Consider the following 19,962-nt stretch of genomic DNA (forward strand, 5'->3'; position numbering starts at 1 on the left):
TGCTCTGTACGTGTCTTTCCGCTGTTACGTCCCGGTGCTAACAGGTTGACCATTGAAATGAATATGAAATATGCAGGCTAAGTCTTGAAACTTCAGCCCGAAACTGGAAACTGGTACTCCCATGACGCCAACGCAAACTCCGATCCGTAAAATTCATCTCATGGGCATCTGCGGCACCGCCATGGGTTCCGTGGCCGCCATGCTGAAACAGCAGGGCTATCAGGTCTCGGGCTCGGATGAAAAAGTGTACCCGCCGATGTCCACCTTCCTGGAACAACAGGGCGTCCGGATCATGGAAGGCTACAAGCCGGAGAATCTTTCCCACAAGCCGGACCTGGTTGTGCTCGGCAACGCCATCTCCCGCGGCAATCCCGAACTCGAGTACGCCCTCGACAGCCGCTTGTATTACCTTTCCCTGCCCGAGACCCTGAAACAGTTTTTTCTCCGCTTCACGCAAAATCTCGTCGTCTCCGGCACGCACGGAAAAACCACCACGTCCTCCCTGCTCGCCTGGCTGTTCATCGACGCAGGTTTGCAGCCGAGCTACATGATAGGCGGTGTGCCGTTGAACACCGGCCAGGGCTGCGCGCATAACAGCGGCAAATACTGGATTCTCGAAGGCGACGAATACGACACAGCCTTTTTTGACAAGCGCAGCAAGTTCCTCCATTACCTTCCCGAACTGGCCATCATCAACAACATCGAGTTCGACCATGCCGACATCTACAATTCATTGGATGAAATCAAACTGACATTCCGCCGCCTGGTGGACATCGTCCCGCGCGGCGGCATGATCATTCTCAACGCCGACAATCCCCACGCCGTGGAGGTCACCCGGCACACCCGCTCTCAATTGATCGAAATCGGGTTTTCCAAAAACGCCGCAGTCCGGATCACGGGCTTGCACAGCGACGAGCGCGGCTCCCATTTCGACCTCATGGGCCATCATTTTTCCATTCCGCTCTACGGGGCGCATAATGTCCACAATGCCGCCATGACGATCTCCGCCGCGCACAGCTACCAGATCCCCCTGGACAAGATCGCGGACTCCCTGACCCGCTTCAAGGGCGTCAAACGCCGCATGGAAGTCCGGGCTGAGATGAAGGGAATCACAATCGTGGATGATTTCGGCCATCATCCGACCGCTCTGACCGAAACCATCGGCGCCCTGCGCCAACGTTATCCCGGGCGGCGGCTTTGGGCTTTATTCGAGCCACGCTCCAACACCACCCGGCGCGGCATCTTCCAAAACGAGCTGGCTGCCGCCCTGGCCAAAGCGGATGGCGTTTTCATCACCCAGATCGCCCGCGCGGATCAACTCAAGGAAGGGGACCGGCTCAATGTGCCCAAAGTCGCGGAAGACATCGGCAAAACCGGCATCCCGGCCTATTTTGTGGAGCACTCCGACGCCATCGCGGAAAAACTTCCCGGCCTGCTGCGCGAAGGCGATGTCGTGGGCGTCTTCAGCAATGGAAGCTTTAACGGATTGATCGATAAACTGATCGCAAAATTATCGCACTCCTGATTCAACTTGCTGCTTCGCGTGGCTTGGGCGTCTCGCCCAAGGTTTTTGGTGGAGGGACGACCGCTGTGTCGTCCCATTATTTGGGTCGAGACGGCGCTCGACCCTCCATTTTAAATGTCCGGTCCCTGCTGGGACCCGACAGCCAGAATTCAGGCCTCCGCGCCCAATCCCAATTTCCGTTTCCGCTCGTTCAAACGGCGCGCCACATGCTTTTTCTGTTCAACGCGGCGGGTTTTGCGTTTGCGCAACTGGCCTGCGAGTTTGTCGGCGGCCACATCAATCGCGGCATACAAATCACTGCGGTGTTCCTCGATATGGATGTCCGGGCCGGGAACCGCAAGGTGGGCCTTCACGCAAAAGGATTTGTCGGGATTCTTGTTTTCATCGTACATCAGCACCACATGGGCGCCGATGATTTCGTCGGTCAAATGTTCCAGGTGGCTGACCTTCTGGGCCACATATTCATGGATCGCTCCGGTCAATCTCAGATGTCTTGAACTGATGTGAATTTGCATGATTTTAATTTAAACCCCGGCAACGCCGTGTCCATCCTTAACCGCAAAAACACAGAACACGGAAGAAAACCTTTTATCCGCAGATGGACGCAGATTTCCACAGATGAGAAAATTGGGGCTTTCTTAAAACTTTAAACTTAAGACTTAAAACATGAAGAGAACCACGGATGGACACGGATGTACGCGGATTAAAACTAGGCTGGCACCATCCCCCTGAGAAGGGGGATAAATGCGGCTTGTTCCAAGCAATAATAGTTTTTCCTCTGCGTTCTCAGCACCTCAGCGGCGAACCTTGTTTTCCACCGACAGCTTATATTCCCTCGCCAGGCGTTCCGCGCGGCCTTTAAATTCCGGCTCGGGATAATAATTCAAAATCTCAGACACACAGGTCGTCGCGCCGTCCTTGTCCCCGGCCCGGCAACTGAGCTCCGCCGCGCGCCACAATCCCTCGGCGCACAGCTTTTTCAAGTCCGCATGAAAAACCACCGGGAACATAAACCCGTCCAGCGCGGCATTCAGCAATTGCTCATGCTCGACCCGCTTGTCAGTCATCAACTGCCATTTCGGCCATTTCTTTTCCAGGTCCTGCAGTTTCGAGCAGGCCGACTCCGCCTGCGCCAGCCGCGCTCGTGCGCGCAAGAGAGCCAGCGACGCTTCATCTTCTCCGGAAATTCCTTCCATCCGCGACGCCTCCTCCACAGCCTGTTCGGCCCTGCCAAGCCGGGCCAAGGCCGACAGGCGAAGGCCTGCGGCTTCAGTTCTGCGTGACGCCAGCCAGTCCCCCTTTTCAATCACGGAACAAAGTTCCAACGCCTCACGCGCCGCCTTTTTTGTTTCCTTGGCCAGTTGGAGTCGCGCACAGGCAAGACCCAGCGTCCCGGCATTGCTCTCCGGCAGGGAAAGAAACAGCCGCCGCAACACCCATCGCTTTTCCAACTCGGGCAAATCTTTCACGTCCGCCGAAACAAGCAGCCGGGCAACCGTGTTGTCATTTTCAAATTTAATTTTTTCAATCAGCGCCAAGGGATACGGGATTCGCGCCTGCCCGGCGTTCAAAGCAGGCTCAAGGGTTACGGCTTTTCCATCCGTACCCAGAATCCTTCCCTCCACCTTCAAACCGCTCTTCAGCCAAATTTCATCTGCCGCCACTGCCTGCGCCAGCAAGCCCAGCACAAGCAGAGCCGCGACAAACATGAAACTTGATGCCTGAAACTTGATACTCATAAAGCATTCAACCTTTCCCTCGCCTGTGCGTATTCCGCCGTTCCCTTCAATTGCTCGTTGCCAATCAATTCGCGATAGGTATTCGCCGCTTCCTGTCTCATCTCCAGCCTTTCAAAGGCCTGGCCGCTTTGCCAATACGCCCGCGCCACGTAATCGCCCCAGCGCCCATACATGACATAGATGCGCTGGAAATACGGAATGGCCCTTTTTGCGTCGCCGCGGCCCAGATAAATCTCCCCAATCTTGTACAACGCCTCGACTGCCGGAAGTCCGCGCGCCGACGGAATCTTCAGCACCTGTTCCAATTGGCCGAGTGCGCGCTCCGTATCGCCCCTTTCCAAAAAGATCTCCGCGCGCGCCTGCAACACCCGGAGCCTGGACGCAGGCTGCGCATTTTCCCTATCAAATCGCTCAAAGTATTCCAGGGCCTGTTTTGTTTTGCCTTGCGATTTTGCAACAAGGCCGAGTCCGGCATAACTCCGGTCGCGCAGCGCGCTGTTCGGATACCAGGATAAAATTGTCATATAGAACCCTGCCGCCTCGCTGCTCTTCCCCGCCTTCAGCAAGACATCCCCCACATCCGCCAGCAGGATGGAGCTCAGTTCGCGAGGTTCCGCCAACCCGGGAATCCTGAGCAAATGTTCCGCTGCAGCCTCCGGGGCCGTGCCTTGCTCAAGCTGGGCCTGCATCCAGAGCATTCTTGCGGCGAGGGCGCGTTGATTTTTGGCGGCAGACTCCGCGCCCAGCGTGCTCAACTTGCCCATCAACCGCTCCTTCTCCTCCGGCGAATGATAATACTTCGCCAGCGCCCGCAGCATGTCTTCAACCGCAGAAGCCTCCGGATCGTTGCCATAACGCGAGACCGCATCCCAGTACAGCTCCAGCGCCTTTTCGGGTTGTTCCTGGCGACGATAAACCCAGGCAATCTTCCCCAAAGCCTCCGCAATGCGCGGGCTCTCGGGATGTTCCCGCACAAACGTTTCAAAATGTGCGCGCATCCGGTCATACTGCTCAGTGGCCTTGTAAACCTGGCCCACCCGGAAGACCGCATAATCGGCCAGCTTGCGGTCGCGTCCGGAATTTTTGCTGTACGCCTCAAGCCCGCGCTCGGTCTCGCCCAAAGCCAGCCAGCAATCACCTAACAAATTGACAGCCTCATCCGCCGGTTCGGACCCCGGATAACGCTTTAAGAAAGCTTCAAGCTCCTTGCAGGCGCCGTTGAAATCCTTTTGATAAAACAAGGCCTGCGCCCGGCGGAAGCTGCTGTCGGCCGCATAAATTCCGTGAAAATATTTTTCGAGATAGACCCGGTGAGCTTCCCGGCTTTTGGCGTAGTCCTTGTTGAAGTGCCAGGCCATCGCCTCCCAGTACCAGCTCCTTTCAATCCATCCGCTTTTGGGAAACTTTTCACGGAACTCCTGAAACAACGCCGCCGCCTCGGTGTTCCTTTCCTGCAAGAGCAGGCCATACGCGGCCATGAACAGGCAGCGATCGGCTTGCGCAAAACCCGGATATTGAGCCGCCACCTTTTGAAAGATTTCCACCGATTGATTGTAATCCTTGCTCTGGCGACAGGATTCGGCCTTGAGATACAAAACCTCCGGCAAAAGCGGGCTTTTTGAAAAACGCCCCGCAAACTCATCTGCAACTTGGATGGCCTCCCGCCAGCGCTGCATGTGCGCCAGAGCGACCACACGGGTGTAATCGGCCTGCATCAGCCATTCGCCCTTGCCTTCGTTCTCAGACAGTTTCCCGACCATCTGTCGCAACACGAGGTTTGCCTCCCGGTACCGGTTCAAATGCAAAAACGCCTGCGCGATGCGAAACTGCAAAGCCGCGTCGTAATCCGGCATGTTTTTCAACTGATCGAGTTCCGCGCGAATTTGAAGGATCGAATCCTGAATCTGTATCTGCTCTGTTGGGTCTGAAACAGGGCTCGACGAAAGTTTTTTCTGTGTGGATTCGAGAGCCGCCAGCCTTGATGTTTGCCGTGTGACAAGACGATCCTTCGGCCAGACCTTTTGCAAGGCCAGCAGGGCTTTGCGATATTGTCCGTCGTTCAGCAATCGCGAACCCAGATCCAACGCCAACAAATGGCGGGCTGAGATTTTGGGCGTGTTGTCATTATCTGAAAACAGCGTTTGCAGCGAATCGAGCGCCGCGTCGTATTGTCCCGACTTGATCCTGGCATGCACCACGAGCAGGCGCGCCTGAGAGGCCATGTCGGGTTTTGCCCGCTTTTCCAGCTCGGTAAAATAATCCGCTGTTTCCTTGTATTTGTTTTGCGCCAGCAAGGCCTGGCCGAGGCTGAACCGGGCTGGATCGCTGCGTTTGCTCGCGGGATATTTTTGCAGATAAGCGCGCAAGGCTGCTTCCGCTTCCTTCGGCTTCCCGGTTTTCAGCAGGGCAACTCCGCGCCAAAAGACAAACGACTCGGTTTCGCTGCCGCTGGGGTAATCGTTCAGATATTTTTCGATATTTCCCTGAGCAGCCTCAAACTTGCCCTGTCGGATTTGCGAATAAGCCAGCAACTGGATGACTTGCTCCAGGACCTGCGCCGCCTCCACGCTCTTGCCGTAGTCGGCCAGGAAGCCGTTTAAAACAGCCTCGGCCCTGGCATTATCGCCGCTGTCAAAAGCAAAAAGTCCCTGCTGCAGGACATCATGGCCTGTCGGCACAGGGGAACTCGCCCCAAAACCGGCTGCCAGCAAAGCAGGCTGCAACAATAACCCGGCCATGCCGCATTTCAGAATGAAACGCATGAAACGGATTATAAAAACCTATCGTTTCAATAGCGTGACGATGGGGTCACAAAGAAAATCATTTTGAACCGGGAATGAAAACCAGCACAAGGTCTCGCGCAGAGACGCAAAGGCGCGGAGGAAAGGCAGAAAATGGATTTTATTTTACGCTGCCTTTTATCTGCGTTTATCTGCGTCCATCTGCGGTTCAAAACGTTTTTTCTTCCGTCTTTTGCGGCCAACAAAACCCCCTCGCCTTCCCCCTTGTCGGGGGGATAACACAAATCAGCACCCGTCAGACATAGGGCAGAAACGCGGTCATGACTTCATCCGGGATGTTCAAGAGGTGATAGTCCTTGCTGGCGACAAAGATCAACTGCTGCTTTCCCTTCCCCAACAAATTCCCGGCGGAATCGTGGATCTGATGTTCCATGGTGACGATCTTGCGGTTGTATTCCGAGATGCGGATCTTGACGCTGATCCGCTCAAACTCGCGGCTTTCCCTGGCAAACTTGTGCTCGAAGGAGCGCGTCAGGATATAATAAGGCGTGGTCTTCAGGTCAAACGCCGGCAGCACGTAATTAAAAAACAGTTCGCGCGTCTTGCCGACCCACATGGCGTACATCCCGAAATACACGTTGCCGACCGAGTTGGTGTCGGAATAGGTCGAAATGAAGGAATGCACAAACCATTTTCCCTCGAAATGGCTGCCCGTGCTCACTTCCCTTGGCTCGCTGCCGGAAACAAAATGGGTCACCTTGGAAATGGCCTTCAAGCCCGGAAGCTCCGACGCCGCGTCAATCACCTCTTCCGCCTTTTCCGTGACCACGCGCAACAGGTCGGTGTTAAACACAAGCCAGAGGACGTAGAGGATCGGCAGGATCGACGCCAGGATCATCAAGCCCGGCACCCCGAACAAATAGCCATAGGCGAAAATCACCACCGCCAGGCTACCCATCGCAAACATCCGGATCTGCGGCAGGGGATTTTGGGAATTGGGCACAAAGCAACGCGCAATGCCAAGCCCGCTATAGCCAATGAAAAACGACGCGTAAAATACCATGAAATATTCAAGCTCCAACCGGATGACACAGGCGAAAATGGTAAAAACCCCGGCGAAAATAAAACTCGGAATGGGCGATGAAATAAGGCCCTGCGGGATGAAGGAAAAAATGGGGCTTTGGCTGGCCTTGACGTTTTCGGACAGAAACCATTTGAGCGCCACATAGCCGCTGTCGAGGGTTGTGATCAAGCACACCGCGATGAACACATAATAACCATACGGGGCCCAGAGCCCGATCACCGTCTCCTGCCCGTGCATGAATTGCACGATCATTTGATGAGCATATTGCAGGCCGACCACCTCGACGGTTTGAAAGGATCCGGGGAAATTTCCCATGACATAGAGCGCCATCACCCCGTGAAACAACAATAGCAGGAAAAATTCAACGCTGCCGAAAAAGTAGCTGCCCGCCAGGCTCGTCCTCTCCTTGTGGATCTGGATGGCGCGCTGCCATTGCTGCAGATCCAACCAGGGACCGACCAGAAAGCCGACGAAAATCGGGATCAGATAGCCCCAGAATTTGAAGTCGGCAAAAGGCTTGGCTTCCAGCAGCGGCCGGGTGCCGAAATGGAAAGGCTGGATGATTGCCAAAACAACCGCGACGGCCACGGCCAGAATCGCGAATTGCGCCAGATGGCCGAACTTGATCGAGGCGATGTCAAACTCCTCGCCAAAGAGGCAGGAGGCGGCGAGCACGATCAAAACCGTGAGGGCCACAAACAGCAGATAAACCACGATGCCGGACTCGCGGGAGGGCAGCACCAGCGGCTCAAAGAAGTAATGCACCGCGGCGAACACGGTCAGAGTTATCGCCAGTAACTGGTATAGATAGAAACTCAGGCGGAATGGCCGGGCCCATTTTTTAAAGAAGCGGCCCAGGGAATCGTCGCCCGAATCGCGCCCGGCAATTTTTCCGGTGTAAACGCCGAAAAGGAACAAACCCAGGGCGTTGGGGATCGCAAAACACAGCAGGCCTGTGAGTCCGAACAGGAATGTGATCTGGACGGAAAAAAAGAGCCCCAGCCCCCAGAGCCAGGACAAGGCAATGGAATTTCCCCAAAAGAGCGAGTTAAGCCAGCGATTTTGTTTCATGTGAGAGGAACCAGATAACCACCGAAGCCCGCCCCCGGCAAGCGGGGTTTTTCATGGCGACGCGAATAAAAGGCTTATTAACGCAGAGGGCATAAGGCGCAAAGACGCGGGTTTAAATCACGAAAGAAGGCGGAAACTTGAAACTGAAAACTTAAGACTTAAGACTTAAAACTCTTCCTCATCGCATTTTCAAGCCCGAGATGGTCTGGAATATGCCGCTGATCATGGAATAGGCCACCAAGCCCACCATCAAGGCCATGACGATGATGATGATCGGCTGGATCAGGGCCGTCAGCCGCTGGATCGACCGGCTCAGCTCACGGTCGTAGCGGATCGACGCCTTTTCGAGCGCGGTTCCCATGTCGCCCGTCTGCTCTCCCACTCCCACCATATCAATGAACAACGGGGGAAAATGCCCCACCTTTTTCAGTGCCCTTGAAAAACTTCCACCTTCCGCGACCACGTCAATCACCCCGGCCAGCAGAGCCTGAAAATGAACATTCTCTGTGGCCGAGTACATCAGCTTGAGCGAGTTTAATAGAGGGATGCCGTTCCCCACCAAATTGGCCAGGGTTTGGGAAAACTGGGCGTAATAGCGCATGGCGATGACCGAGCCCAGGAGAGGCATTTTCAGCTTGGTTTCATCCCACCAGCGCCGGCCCTGCTCCTGCTGGATATAAAACCAAAAGCCGGCCGTGGCGGCAGCCGCAACGGCTAAAACCAACAAGCCGTAGTGGCTGATAAAATCGCTAAAGGCAATCAGCACGCGGGTGGGTAATGGCATGGACTTCCCCGTTTCCTTGAGCAACCGGGTCAGTTGGGGGACTAGGTAGCTCATGAACACGATCATGAGGATGCCGCCCGCGCCAAAAATAAAAGACGGATAGATCAAGGACTGCAAAACCTTGTTTTGCAACTCGTCAATCGCCTGCAGGTATTGGGCCTGCTTTCTGAGCAGCTTGGGCATGGCGCCGCTGATTTCGCCCGCAGCCACCAAATTGCAATACAACTCGCCAAAGCTCGAACTGGTATTCCTCAATGCGGATGAAAAACTGGCGCCCTGCACCACCTTTTCCCGCAGGGCAATCACCACTTCCTTCAATCCGCCGAGTTCCTGCCTGTGCTCCATCGCCCTCAGTGCCGGTTCCAGTTGCAATCCCGCTTCCAACAGGTCGCTCAGTTCCTCAGTAAACAGGATGATGCGGGAACGCGTCAATAACAATCCATTGGATATATCCTGGCGGGTTTTCTGGCGAAACTCTCCGACGCCGGCGGGAGGCCCGGCCTGCTTCTGGTTCAAGGCGACCGGTTGCAGGTTTTGCTGTTCCAGCTTTCGGAACGCCTCGCTGCGCCCCGGAGCCTCGATCTCGCCCTCTGTTTTGCTTCCGTCATGGGCTACCGCGCGGTATTGAAAAATCGGCATCGCTTTCGTCCCCGGCTTGCTATTCGTCGAGCACGGCAATATCCGCGCTGGTGACCCGCACCACTTCCTCCACGGTTGTGATGCCGGCTATGACCTTCGAAAATCCATATTGGCGCAGGGGCAGCATCCCCTCCTCAAGCGCAACCGCCCGCAAAGCGCCTGCGGACTTCTTCTGCGTGATCAGATCCTCAATGCGTTTGGAAACCAGGCAGATTTCAAAAATTGCGGTCCGTCCCATGTATCCCGTATTACGGCAACGCTCGCAGCCCTGTGGCTGGTAAATGGCGGATTTTTTCTCCAATGGGAATCCGATCTCCTTCAAATATGAATCCGGATGGCTGGCCGGGCGCCGGCAATGCGGGCAAAGCACGCGCACCAGCCGTTGCGCAATGAATGCGCGCACCGACGAACCGACCAGGAAGGGCTCCACGCCCATGTCGATCAAGCGCGTGATGCCCCCGATTGCATCGTTGGTGTGCAGTGTGCTGAACACCAAATGCCCGGTCAGCGCCGCGCGCACCGCAATCTCCGCCGTCTCAAAATCGCGCATTTCCCCCACCATGATGACATTCGGGTCGCCGCGCAGGATGCTTCTCAGTCCCGCCGCAAAGGTCAGCTCGATCTCCGGTTTGACGGCAATCTGGATCACCCCGTCCAGCTTGTGTTCCACCGGGTCCTCGATCGTGACAATCCGGCGCTCCTTGGTGTTGAGGCTCGATAGAAACGTGTAAAGCGATGTGGATTTCCCGCACCCAGTCGGCCCGGTCAGCAACACAATGCCGTTCGGCTGCGACAGCAGGCTTCGCACCTTTTGCTCCGCCGCGGAATCCAGCCCGAGGAGCGCGAAATCAAATTGCTGCTGGCCCAGCAAACGCAGGCTGATGCTTTCACCGGTCACGGAGGGGATGCAGGCCACGCGAACGTCAATCGGCTGCCCTTCCAGTTCCAAATTGATGCGACCGTCCTGTGGAAGCCTTTTTTCGGCAATGTCCAGATGCGCCATGATCTTGACGCGCGAAATCACCGAGGCCTGCAACAGCTTGATCTGCGAGGGGACCGGTACCTCATGCAAAACCCCGTCAATCCGGTAGCGGATGCGGAGATCATTCTCCAGCGGCTCGATGTGAATATCCGTCGCATGTTCCTCCAGAGCTTCCCTCATGATCTGGTTGACAAATTTGACCACCGACGCCTCGGACTCGTCCGGATCCAGGACATTGATCTCCTGCTTGATTTCCTGCAGCGCATCATCGATCTCCCGGCCTTCCAGGATTTGATCGAAGGTCTCGGCCCCGACGCCGTATCCCTGACGCAGCGATTGTAAAATTTTGCGCCGTGAGGCAAGCACCCACTGAATCGGGCGGTCCGGAACGGTTTGTGCGGCGGCTTTTCGCGCGACGAGGTCAAACGGGTCGTAGGTGGACAACCAGAATCCGTCGGCATCTTCTCCCATTGGCAGGAGGTGGTAACGCAAGGCAATGCGGGCCGGAAATTTATCGCGCAACGCGGCCGGAATGGCGGGAAGCACCTCATCCTTGCATGGGATTCCGAACAAACCGGCCATGCCGGAAATAAACCGTTCCTCCTCGACCAGGTCGCTGTCCAGGACTGCGGTGACCAGGGATTTTTGCATCGCAACCGCCTTTTGCAAATGATCGCTCAGGGCCGCACCATCCTCACAACCGCTCTGCCGGGCCAAATCCGCCAGTTGCTGCTGTAGAAACATGGGCCAACTGTAGCCGACATCCGCCCGGCTCCCAGCCTTTTTTAAAGCCGACTTTGGGCTTGCAACGTCGCGAGAAAGACAAAAGAACACGTTATTAACGCAAAGGGCATAAGGCGCAGAGGCGCAAAAGATACAAATGGAAGGATTGGAGTGAAATGACGCTCATATTTGTAATTTTCGTGGTTCAACATGTGTTTGGCTTGCTGCGCCTTCAACACTCCTGGATTTTATGTTGAAAATTGCTTGTTTCAACCTTGCGTCTTTTGCCCCCTGCTCGCGACGAATGTCGGAGTTGGCGTCTTTGCGTTAAACTCTCTAATAATTACTGACGCCAACTCGGGATTGATGTAGCATCGGCCCAAATCTTCCACCTTTCCATCCTTATGAAAAACATTCTCCTGCTCGCTTCAGCCGGTCTGGCGACCCTGCTCATCGGCATTGCCGGAGGGCGTTACCTGCTTCCGGCATCTTCGCCTTCCCCCTTGTTTTCCGGGCACAAGGAAACATCGCCATCCGGAGGGACAAAACCTTCCGGGTCCAGTTCGCAATTGTTGGCCGAAACGAATCCAACTTCCGGCACGGGGCCATCCGCCTCAACAGCGCCCAAGGATCTCGCCTCAATCCTCAATGAGCCGAACGGCTATCGCAAGCAGCGCGACCTTTACCTCTACGCCGACACCCTCGCAGCCAAGGACATCCCGGAAGCCTTGAAACAGATCAACGCCATGCCCATGAGCATGGACAAATATTTGGCCCTGTCCACGCTCGGCGGACGGTGGGCGGAACTTGATCCCGAAGGCGCACTGGCGTACTCGGATAAAGCGCTTAAAGGTACTGACAAATCATTGGCCTACTCCATTATCGGCAGTGTCTATGGCTCTCTCGCGGCATCCAACCCGGAACACGCTCTGGGCCTGGCCCAAAAAATAGAAGACACCCAGCAACGGAGCATCGCCACGCAGGCCATTTTGAGCCAGCTCGCACAGCAGGACCCAGCCAAGGCGCTTCAACTGGCGCAAAGCGTCAAGGACCAAAGCCGAAATTGGATATACCAAAACATTTTCAGCACGATGGCCTCCAAGGACCCGGCGCAAGCCTCGCAAATGGCGCTGCAGTTGCCCGCAGGCGAACAACGCCGGCAGGCAATCCAGGGCGTCGCCATGTCTTGGGCTCAAAAAGACCGCCCCGCCGCGCTTGCCTGGCTGGAGCAACTTCCTTCCGGCAACGATCAAAACATGGCCATGCAAACTATTGTCTCCAACTGGGCCGCGTCGGATCCAAAAGCGGCCGCCGCTTACATCGACAACATCCCCAGCACAGGGCAAAAGAACAACCTGATCTCCAGCATCGCCTGGCAATGGGCGCAAAATGATACCCCGAGCGCCCTCGAATGGGCGCAAAAGCTGCCGCCTTCCCAGGCGAAAAGCTCCGCCTTGCAACAAATCACATCCCAGTGGGCGCAAAAAGACCCCAAAGCCGCCGCCGCATTCGTCGATACCCTTCCCCCGGGCAACCAAAAAAATAACATCGTCAGATCCATCGCCATACAATGGGCCAACACCGATGTTCCCTCGGCATTGGACTGGGTGCAAAAATTGCCCGACGGCCAGAACCGCAACAACGCCTTGCAAAACATCGTTTCCCAATGGGCGCACAACGACCCCAAAGCCGCCGTGCAATACGCCCAGTCGATCCAACAAGCCAGCGCGCGCGGCGATGTGCTAAGATCGGCCGCCTCTCAATGGGTCAGCAGCGACCCCGCAGCGGCCATCGACTGGCTCAAGTCCCTCCCCGAAGGTGAAAGCAAAAACCAGGTGATCAACGGCATCAGCTACCAGTGGGCCAGCAACGACCTCAAATCAGCGGCAACTTTTGCGCTCACATTGCCTCCGGGACAAGCCCAAACCAACATGATCAATGCCGTTGCCAACCAATGGAGTTCGGAAGACCCGGCCAAGGCGCTTGCGTGGATCGGGCAATTGAGCGAGGGCGACGCGAAGAACCAGGCAATGTCCAGCGCTGTGGGCCAATGGGCCGGAAATGACCCGAAGGCTGCTGCGACCTACATCAATTCGATGCAGGAGGGCGACGCCAAGAATAACGCCATCAGCTCGGTGGCAAGCCGCTGGGGCGACTCGGATCCGGCGGCGGCGGCGCAGTGGCTTTCCAACCTCCCGGACAACAATCAGAAGACCAACGCCATGTCCAACATCGCCAGCCAGTGGGGGCGCAATGATCCTGAAAAAGCCTCCGTCTGGCTGGATAAACTGCCGGCCGGGCCTTCACGCGACGCGGCCGTCCGTTCCTTTTCAACCCAGGTCATCAACGCCGACCCCGAGGGCGCCTACATGTGGGCCGCCAGCATCGGGGATGAAAACAATCGCAACAGCCAAGTCCAATACGTCCTCCAACACTGGATGAAAATCGACTCCACGGCGGCGGCGGCAGCCGTTCAAAAATCCTCCCTCAGCGACCAGGACAAGCAACGATTACTTCAAATGAAGCGTTAGAGATTCGGATGGCCGGGATTTTCATCCCGCGCCTCTGCGTCCGGCGTGAGATGGGGATAGGAAATCCGGCCCGTCCGGCGTGTCAGGTTGTACCAAAGGGCCTTGCGCCTTTGCTCAAGCCCCAGTTGAATGGCCGCGTCGGAAACAAACTCCACCGATGACAAAAATCCCACACGTTCTGGCACACTGAGCATTTCCTTCCGGTTCCATTCGACGGAAAGCAGGCCGCTGAGCATCTCATTGTAATTTTCATTAAAGCAGGAAAAAAGAACGTCCGCTTCCGTAAGGATCACACACTGGGCGGCCAGCAGCCGTTCCTCATGATCCGGCGGCAGTTGGCGGCATTCGCGGTAAGCAACCCTCACCAGGGGGACGCCATTGGCAAAATCGGTTGAAACAATCATCCGCCCGATCCGTTCGATCCGCTCCTCCCCAAGCCCCGCCTCAACCAGCACGGGGTAAATGATATGATAAGACCGCGTCTCCAGCTCATAGGCGTGCCGGTTGATCCCGCCTGTATGCCCCAGATCGTGCGCCGCCGCCGCAATCAGCAGTTCCACCACGCGGTCAACCGGGAGATGTTCCCGCATTCCCAGGCAATAGGCCGCCAGGATCACTTCCGTCACATGCTGGTCATTGTGATACGTCGGCTGCTCCCCGCCTGTTCCCGCCATTTCGCTGGCTTTCAACGCGGCCCGCCCCAATTCCGACTCCAGTCCACATCCAAGCTTCTGCAGTAAAATCGGCATGATGAGGCCGGGCTTGGCCTTGCTCGCGCGAAGTTTTTCAGCTTCGGCGGCAAAAACATCCAGCAAGTTTTCCCCGGGCTTGTCATCCATTCCGGACACATCCCGGGCCCCTTTGGCTTCATGAATGGTCCCGACCAACCCCTTGAGATCAATCAGGGTGGTGGCGGAAAATTCCGGCAACTGCGGCACACGGGAAGTGCCGCTGTCTGGATCGGGCTGTTTCATCTGTCCCAATCCTAGCCTGCTTATCCCACACCCGCCATGAAAAATCTCCCCATGGTCTTTTCCGCGCAGGGCTGGAAAAATGATGCGTTTTTCTTAATTCTTAATTCTGACTTCTGAATTCTCCAGGATTTCCCGTCATAGAGAGTCACTCTACCTTTTCAATATCCACTAAAGTAAGGCCCGGATGCAGCGCCTTCGGGACCTGATTCGGCCGGTCCCAGCAAATGGCCGCCTTGTTTTTTAAAATCAACCGGTAAAACGCCGCGCGCCGGTCAAATTGCCCGCGCTGGGCGGGAACCGGGGAAATCCAGCCATCGACAAAGCGGTGATAGGCCTCATACGAAACCGCCACGTGCGTGACCCCCAGAGCCCGAAGCTCGGCGACAGATCCAATATCGGCGACAAACACATCCTCTTCAATCCTCCGGCCCCCGGTTATCGCGGGATTCAGGCTCACATTCAAATCCTGGGCAATGACCGCATCCGAAGGCAGCCGGGTGCGGATGTATTCCGCAAGCTGGCCCCGGCTGTCGGATTTGAATCCAAGATAAACCGGCAGCCAGCGCGAATATGAATCGGCCAGCGCCACGCTCCACAACAGTAATACAGCCGCACAGCCCGCGCGGCCCGGCCAAATCCGCCGCAAAATCAACACCGGTCCGTAATAACCGGCGGCGCAAACAAGCAAAAAAACAGGGAAAAGATAACGGTCCGAATACTTCGCCGAAAGAGCCACAATGCCAAAATAGAAAAACGGCAACGCGAGGAGGCACCATTCCACAGGCCGTGTTTTCTTAAAATTCCAAATGCAGGTTCCCCCGTAAATCACAAACCCCACACCAAGCACCGCGGGAATTTGTTCCCTGAGCAGCCGAAGGTAGTCGGCGGCCGGCGATACCACAAGCAATCCGTATTCCCCCTTGATCAGGCGGTAGCCTTCGTCCGAGGCAGCCTCGCGAAACGTGTTCCAATCCGCCAACAACGGCCAGTTCCACCACAAGACCAGCCCCGCAAAAAAGAGCGCCCCGGCCAGTGCGGCCGCATATCCGCCCTTACGCGCTGGCCGAAGAAGATAAAAACCGGCAAATGGAGCCGCCAGCCATCCCGCATATTTGCCGCTAACGCAAAGAGCCAGGGCAAACGCCAAAAACAACCGTTTGGGCAGGTTGTCGTTCTGTTCGCACAGCATCATGCCCGTGAAAGTCAGAACCACCCCGGCAAGAAACAAAGTGTCTTCCTTGAAATAATGCGCCGCTTCAAAAAACCAGGGCTGGAATAAAAGCAACAATCCCGCTCCGGCTCCCGCGAAACTTCCCGCCCTCAAAGCCGCCATCCAGACAAGCGCCACCAGCGCCACACCGGCACAAAGGGTCGAAAACAGCCTGCCGCATTCCACAACCTTCTGTTCATCTCCATTGCCTTTCCCGGGCGAGAAAAAGGAGACCACCGACAGCATCAAGGGCGGGTGTCGAAGATTTCGCATTCCACCCATGACCTGCATTACCTTGGAGGGTTCATCGTTATGATACCACCAATTGAACCGGCTTTGAGGAACCACCAGCAACAGCAGGAGAATCAAAACAAAGGCGGAAGCCAAACTTGCAATTTTAAAATTCAAACCAGACACCATGCGCATTTCGGGGACAAAGGCAAATCTGTAATAAGCTGTAATAATCCACAGGGGAAACCTCCTTAATAACGAACAAAGTGCTTCCGTATTGTGAATAACTAAAACAAAAGGATTTGTGCTTCCATCCGTTGGAACGCTAACTTTCTAACATGTCCACAATCACTCAAACCGAACGGCCTGTTTCCAGAGTGGATCTGAAATCCTATGATTTTACGGGATATCGAATCCTGGTGATCGATGACAATGACGGGGTGCTTTTTTCCCTGCAAAAATGCCTCCACGAACTCGGAGCCTGGGTGACCACGGCGGCTTCAGGCCGGGATGGCCTTGAATTATTGGACCTGGAACCCTTTCACCTCATCATTCTGGATATTATGATGCCCAAACCGGATGGCTGGGATATTTTCGTGAAATTGCGCCGCTCCGATCGCCACAAAACCCTGCCGGTTGTTTTCCTGACCGGGTTGATTTCCGTTCCGCAGTCAAATTTTCTGAACAAGGGATATTCCGAATATTGCCGCATCGTGACCAAGGGAGAGCCGATGCAACGGCTGGTCGGCGTCATTCATGATCTGCTGGGCTCTTGCGCCCAATCGCCAGCCTCTTCGCATTAAAACTCCGGTCTGTTCGAAAATAGACGGCCATTTGGCCCTGTCCGTTTGACACCAAGCCCCTAAAATGGCATGCTCTGCACGAATTAGTTTATAAACCGCCATGCCACCTGATAAAGCTGAAGTCAAACTCAGAGCGGTCAAACGCTGCCTGAAGGACAAGTCCATTCTCGTTGTGGATGATGACCCCGCATGGACCGGCGCCATGGTCAAATTGCTGGAAAGCCTCGGCGCAAGCGTCAACTCCGCCGCCAACGGAACCGATTGCATCCGGCTTTTACGCTCGGTTCATTTTGATCTCGTCCTACTCGACATTCTGATGCCCGGAATCGACGGCTGGGACGTGTTTGCCATGATGAAAAACATTCTTCAAAACCGTGAAATACCCGTTCTCATTCTCACCGGATTGACGAAAGAAGGCGTCTCGGAAAAATTGGCGCGCCTGCCCGTTCCGGAAAACCAGGTGCTCCAGAAAAATTCGCCGCCTGAGACGATCCTGCAGGCCATCTGTAAAATTCTAAGCCCGCCGGAATGAGAAAACGCTTCCCATGGGCGTTGGGAAGTTGCAGGCTTGTTTTGCCCCTGTTTTTCATTTTGATTTCCAATACTTTCGCAGACACCGGAATGTCCCTGCATTCACCCGCCTTTGGCAACGGCGATCCGATCCCCACAAGGCACGGCTATCGCCATGAAAATATCAGCCCGGAACTAGCCATTGAAAATGTGCCGGCAGCCGCTAAATCCCTCGTCTTGATCTGCACCGACCCGGACGCGCCCTCGGGAGTCTGGACCCACTGGCTGCTTTGGAACATTCCGCCGGACACGCAAAAAATCCCCGATGGGAAAACACCGCCGGGTGCGGTGGCCGGCAAAAACGACTTCGGCAACACGCGCTACGACGGGCCGTCTCCCCCTTCCGGAACCCACCGCTACTATTTTCAACTGTTTGCGCTGGACGTTGTATTAGAACTAAAATCCGGAGAGGGGCGCGCGGCCCTCGAAACCGCCGTAAAAGGCCATGTGATTTCAAGCGCAACGCTCATGGGTACCTGCAAGGCCGGGAATTGACTTCCTGAAAACTTGACGGCATCTTCGGAATCCATGTCTCTTTCACAAATTAAGCGGTCATGAAACAATCTGCTATCAGCCTCACATCCGGCTCCAAAACGAAAGGCGACTGCACCTTGACAGACTCACAGCACCATTTGCGGGTAACGGTCGGCACTTGCGGAATCCGTTCTTTCATGACCGCCGCAGGACCTGTTCCATTTCAAACCGGAGAGCATGCCGGACCGAACTGGGTTTTGCGGGAAAACGGGCAATGGCTTGAAGTGCCCCCTCAACCCCGCAAAGCCGGTGAAGCGTGTTTTTCCGGAAAGCATGGCGAATTGGCGTTCGATCTGGAATATCATCTGGCTGGCGGAAATCTGGCCATCGTGGCCTCGATCTAAAACCACGGCAGGAAGGCAGCCACGGGGCTGCAAGCCGGGCCTGCACCGCATTTATACCGCCTGGCTGGACCTGCTCCAATCCGGCCCTCTGCCATCCCGCCATCCGCAGGGCCTCGACACGCTCGCGCCCGGCGAGCGGAAACAGTGGACGATTTATCTCAATGAGGGAAAAGGGGTCAAAGCATATTTCTACTCCTCTTTTCCTCAGCATCAGGGGGCACATTCACACCCGGGTTGGGGTGACTAAAATATGCTTTGACCCCTTTTCCCCGGCGACATGTCCCGCAGCCGGGCCACGGCCTTCGCCGTTTTGGCGACCACAGAGCGGATGTCGTCTCCGGTTTGATCGGGGCCGGGACTGAATAAAATAGCGCCCAGCGCCAGATCAATCTCCACTCCCATCGCCTTCAAAACAGGGGAAATCTTCATGTTTTTTGAAACACAGCCTGTCGCTGCAGTCACGCTTACTCCGTTCAAATCCAGCAACAGCATCAAGGCCTCACCCTCAATGAACTCGAAACTGACATTCAAATGCCGGGGGTCCCGGTCAGGACCCGGCTCAGGCCCATTAAGTTTGATGTGCTGGATCTCATTCGTTAGCCCCTCCCATAATTGCAGGATAAGTTCCCGGCATTTCGCGGCCCGGTCTTGCATATGCTCTTTCGCGAGAATCGCCGCCACTCCCGCCCCGGCAATCGCCGCAACATTCAACGGCCCCGCCCGCAGGCCGTGCTCCTGCCTGCCTCCGTGAATCAGCGGCGCCAATTCCAGACCGCTTCTGCGATACAGCACCCCCGCTCCCTTGGGGCCAAAAAATCGGTGCGGCGACAAGCTCAGCAAATCGACGCCCAGTTGGCCGACATCCGCCGACAACCAGCCGCCCCCGGTCGTGGCATCGCAAAAAACCGCCACTCCGCGTTCCCGGGCAATGCGCGCGATCTTCGCAACCGGCTGCACGGCGCCTGAATCGTGATTGCTCAAATGCGCGGCCACCAGCACCGTGTCCGGCCGAATGGCGGAAGCAATTTGCTCCGGGTTGATAAAGCCTTTCGAATCAACCGGGACACGGGTCACCGTCCATCCTTGACGCTCCAGAAACGCCACCGATTCCATGACAGCGGGATGTTCCGCCTCCGAAAGCACAAGGTGCCTGCCCTGCGCCGCACGGGCCTGGGCCAACCCTTTGATAGCCAGATTGCCGGCCTCAGTGCCGCTTGACGTGAAAATGATGGATTCAGTGTCGGAAGCTCCAAGCAGGCTTGCAAACGATGCCCGGGCCTGTTCAACCGCCTCTTTCGCTCTCAAGCCTTCGCGATGCAGGCTCGAAGGAAGCCCGCATTCATCGGCCAAAAACGGCAGCATGGCTTCCCGGGCCTCGGCTGCAAGCGGCGTGGTGGCGAGATGGTCGAGATAGAGGCGTTGCGCAGGCACGGCGAAAGATTAACACAAATCCCGGACCTTTGAATTTTAAAGTCTT

15 protein-coding genes are annotated in these 19,962 nt (G+C 55.9%); 6 read left to right on the forward strand and 9 right to left on the reverse strand.

Going from position 1 to position 19,962, the window contains the following annotated elements:
- Window positions 1-121 precede the first annotated feature (121 nt).
- Window positions 122-1,525: a UDP-N-acetylmuramate:L-alanyl-gamma-D-glutamyl-meso-diaminopimelate ligase gene (mpl, locus tag PHD76_04650; GenBank protein ID MDD5261119.1), complete on the forward strand. Its 1,404-nt coding sequence runs from the start codon at window positions 122-124 to the stop codon at window positions 1,523-1,525.
- 149 nt (window positions 1,526-1,674) lie between these two features.
- On the opposite strand, the gene raiA is transcribed toward mpl, so the two are convergent.
- The 6 genes from raiA to PHD76_04680 form a co-directional block, all read right to left on the reverse strand.
- Entirely contained in the window at window positions 1,675-2,040 is a 366-nt protein-coding gene (gene raiA / locus PHD76_04655) for a ribosome-associated translation inhibitor RaiA (GenBank protein MDD5261120.1), read from the reverse strand.
- A 279-nt stretch (window positions 2,041-2,319) separates the two neighbouring features.
- Window positions 2,320-3,264, reverse strand: coding sequence for a hypothetical protein (locus PHD76_04660; GenBank protein MDD5261121.1), 945 nt, complete (start codon window positions 3,262-3,264; stop codon window positions 2,320-2,322).
- Window positions 3,261-6,002 (reverse strand): tetratricopeptide repeat protein, encoded by a 2,742-nt coding sequence (locus PHD76_04665; GenBank protein ID MDD5261122.1) that lies wholly within the window; start codon window positions 6,000-6,002, stop codon window positions 3,261-3,263. The genes PHD76_04660 and PHD76_04665 overlap by 4 nt, the downstream gene beginning before the upstream one ends.
- 298 nt (window positions 6,003-6,300) lie before the next feature.
- Window positions 6,301-8,160, reverse strand: a complete 1,860-nt coding sequence (locus tag PHD76_04670) for an acyl-CoA thioesterase (GenBank protein MDD5261123.1) — start codon at window positions 8,158-8,160, stop codon at window positions 6,301-6,303.
- 178 nt (window positions 8,161-8,338) lie between these two features.
- Window positions 8,339-9,583 (reverse strand): type II secretion system F family protein, encoded by a 1,245-nt coding sequence (locus PHD76_04675; GenBank protein ID MDD5261124.1) that lies wholly within the window; start codon window positions 9,581-9,583, stop codon window positions 8,339-8,341.
- A 19-nt stretch (window positions 9,584-9,602) separates the two neighbouring features.
- Entirely contained in the window at window positions 9,603-11,309 is a 1,707-nt protein-coding gene (locus PHD76_04680; GenBank protein MDD5261125.1) for a GspE/PulE family protein, read from the reverse strand.
- Between the two features lie 383 nt (window positions 11,310-11,692).
- Between PHD76_04680 and PHD76_04685 the strand changes: the two genes are divergently transcribed.
- Window positions 11,693-13,819 (forward strand): hypothetical protein, encoded by a 2,127-nt coding sequence (locus PHD76_04685; protein ID MDD5261126.1) that lies wholly within the window; start codon window positions 11,693-11,695, stop codon window positions 13,817-13,819.
- Here PHD76_04685 and PHD76_04690 read toward each other — a convergent pair.
- Both PHD76_04690 and PHD76_04695 read right to left on the reverse strand, forming a co-directional pair.
- On the reverse strand, window positions 13,816-14,793 hold the full coding sequence (locus tag PHD76_04690) for a hypothetical protein (GenBank protein MDD5261127.1): 978 nt from the start codon (window positions 14,791-14,793) through the stop codon (window positions 13,816-13,818). The two genes, PHD76_04685 and PHD76_04690, sit on opposite strands and share 4 nt — an antisense overlap.
- A 145-nt stretch (window positions 14,794-14,938) precedes the next feature.
- The gene (locus tag PHD76_04695; GenBank protein ID MDD5261128.1) at window positions 14,939-16,390 is read right to left on the reverse strand and encodes a hypothetical protein; all 1,452 of its coding nucleotides are present in this window, start codon (window positions 16,388-16,390) and stop codon (window positions 14,939-14,941) included.
- Between the two features lie 182 nt (window positions 16,391-16,572).
- On the opposite strand from PHD76_04695, the gene PHD76_04700 reads away from it, so the two are divergent.
- The 4 genes from PHD76_04700 to PHD76_04715 all read left to right on the forward strand — a co-directional run bounded on the left by PHD76_04700 (window position 16,573) and on the right by PHD76_04715 (window position 18,485).
- On the forward strand, window positions 16,573-17,037 hold the full coding sequence (locus PHD76_04700) for a response regulator (protein ID MDD5261129.1): 465 nt from the start codon (window positions 16,573-16,575) through the stop codon (window positions 17,035-17,037).
- 100 nt (window positions 17,038-17,137) lie between these two features.
- The gene (locus PHD76_04705; protein ID MDD5261130.1) at window positions 17,138-17,569 is read left to right on the forward strand and encodes a response regulator; all 432 of its coding nucleotides are present in this window, start codon (window positions 17,138-17,140) and stop codon (window positions 17,567-17,569) included.
- The gene (locus PHD76_04710) at window positions 17,566-18,102 is read left to right on the forward strand and encodes a YbhB/YbcL family Raf kinase inhibitor-like protein (protein MDD5261131.1); all 537 of its coding nucleotides are present in this window, start codon (window positions 17,566-17,568) and stop codon (window positions 18,100-18,102) included. The genes PHD76_04705 and PHD76_04710 overlap by 4 nt, the downstream gene beginning before the upstream one ends.
- A gap of 59 nt (window positions 18,103-18,161) precedes the next feature.
- Window positions 18,162-18,485: a hypothetical protein gene (locus PHD76_04715; GenBank protein MDD5261132.1), complete on the forward strand. Its 324-nt coding sequence runs from the start codon at window positions 18,162-18,164 to the stop codon at window positions 18,483-18,485.
- 243 nt (window positions 18,486-18,728) lie between these two features.
- On the opposite strand, the gene PHD76_04720 is transcribed toward PHD76_04715, so the two are convergent.
- Window positions 18,729-19,916 (reverse strand): cysteine desulfurase family protein, encoded by a 1,188-nt coding sequence (locus tag PHD76_04720; GenBank protein MDD5261133.1) that lies wholly within the window; start codon window positions 19,914-19,916, stop codon window positions 18,729-18,731.
- Window positions 19,917-19,962 lie beyond the last annotated feature (46 nt).

It is taken from the genome of Candidatus Methylacidiphilales bacterium (genome assembly GCA_028713655.1).
Classification (GTDB): Bacteria; Verrucomicrobiota; Verrucomicrobiia; order Methylacidiphilales; family JAAUTS01; genus JAQTNW01.

What these genes read in the sequence shown, in the direction of transcription:
- raiA (MDD5261120.1), bottom strand. Translation starts at nt 2,040, where the DNA reads ATGCAAATTCACATCAGTTCAAGACATCTGAGATTGACCGGAGCGATC.
- PHD76_04680 (MDD5261125.1), bottom strand. Translation starts at nt 11,309, where the DNA reads ATGTTTCTACAGCAGCAACTGGCGGATTTGGCCCGGCAGAGCGGTTGT.
- PHD76_04690 (MDD5261127.1), bottom strand. Translation starts at nt 14,793, where the DNA reads ATGAAACAGCCCGATCCAGACAGCGGCACTTCCCGTGTGCCGCAGTTG.
- PHD76_04715 (MDD5261132.1), top strand. Translation starts at nt 18,162, where the DNA reads ATGAAACAATCTGCTATCAGCCTCACATCCGGCTCCAAAACGAAAGGC.
- PHD76_04685 (MDD5261126.1), top strand. Translation starts at nt 11,693, where the DNA reads ATGAAAAACATTCTCCTGCTCGCTTCAGCCGGTCTGGCGACCCTGCTC.
- PHD76_04705 (MDD5261130.1), top strand. Translation starts at nt 17,138, where the DNA reads ATGCCACCTGATAAAGCTGAAGTCAAACTCAGAGCGGTCAAACGCTGC.
- mpl (MDD5261119.1), top strand. Translation starts at nt 122, where the DNA reads ATGACGCCAACGCAAACTCCGATCCGTAAAATTCATCTCATGGGCATC.
- PHD76_04670 (MDD5261123.1), bottom strand. Translation starts at nt 8,160, where the DNA reads ATGAAACAAAATCGCTGGCTTAACTCGCTCTTTTGGGGAAATTCCATT.
- PHD76_04675 (MDD5261124.1), bottom strand. Translation starts at nt 9,583, where the DNA reads ATGCCGATTTTTCAATACCGCGCGGTAGCCCATGACGGAAGCAAAACA.
- PHD76_04660 (MDD5261121.1), bottom strand. Translation starts at nt 3,264, where the DNA reads ATGAGTATCAAGTTTCAGGCATCAAGTTTCATGTTTGTCGCGGCTCTG.
- PHD76_04700 (MDD5261129.1), top strand. Translation starts at nt 16,573, where the DNA reads ATGTCCACAATCACTCAAACCGAACGGCCTGTTTCCAGAGTGGATCTG.
- PHD76_04710 (MDD5261131.1), top strand. Translation starts at nt 17,566, where the DNA reads ATGAGAAAACGCTTCCCATGGGCGTTGGGAAGTTGCAGGCTTGTTTTG.
- PHD76_04665 (MDD5261122.1), bottom strand. Translation starts at nt 6,002, where the DNA reads ATGGCCGGGTTATTGTTGCAGCCTGCTTTGCTGGCAGCCGGTTTTGGG.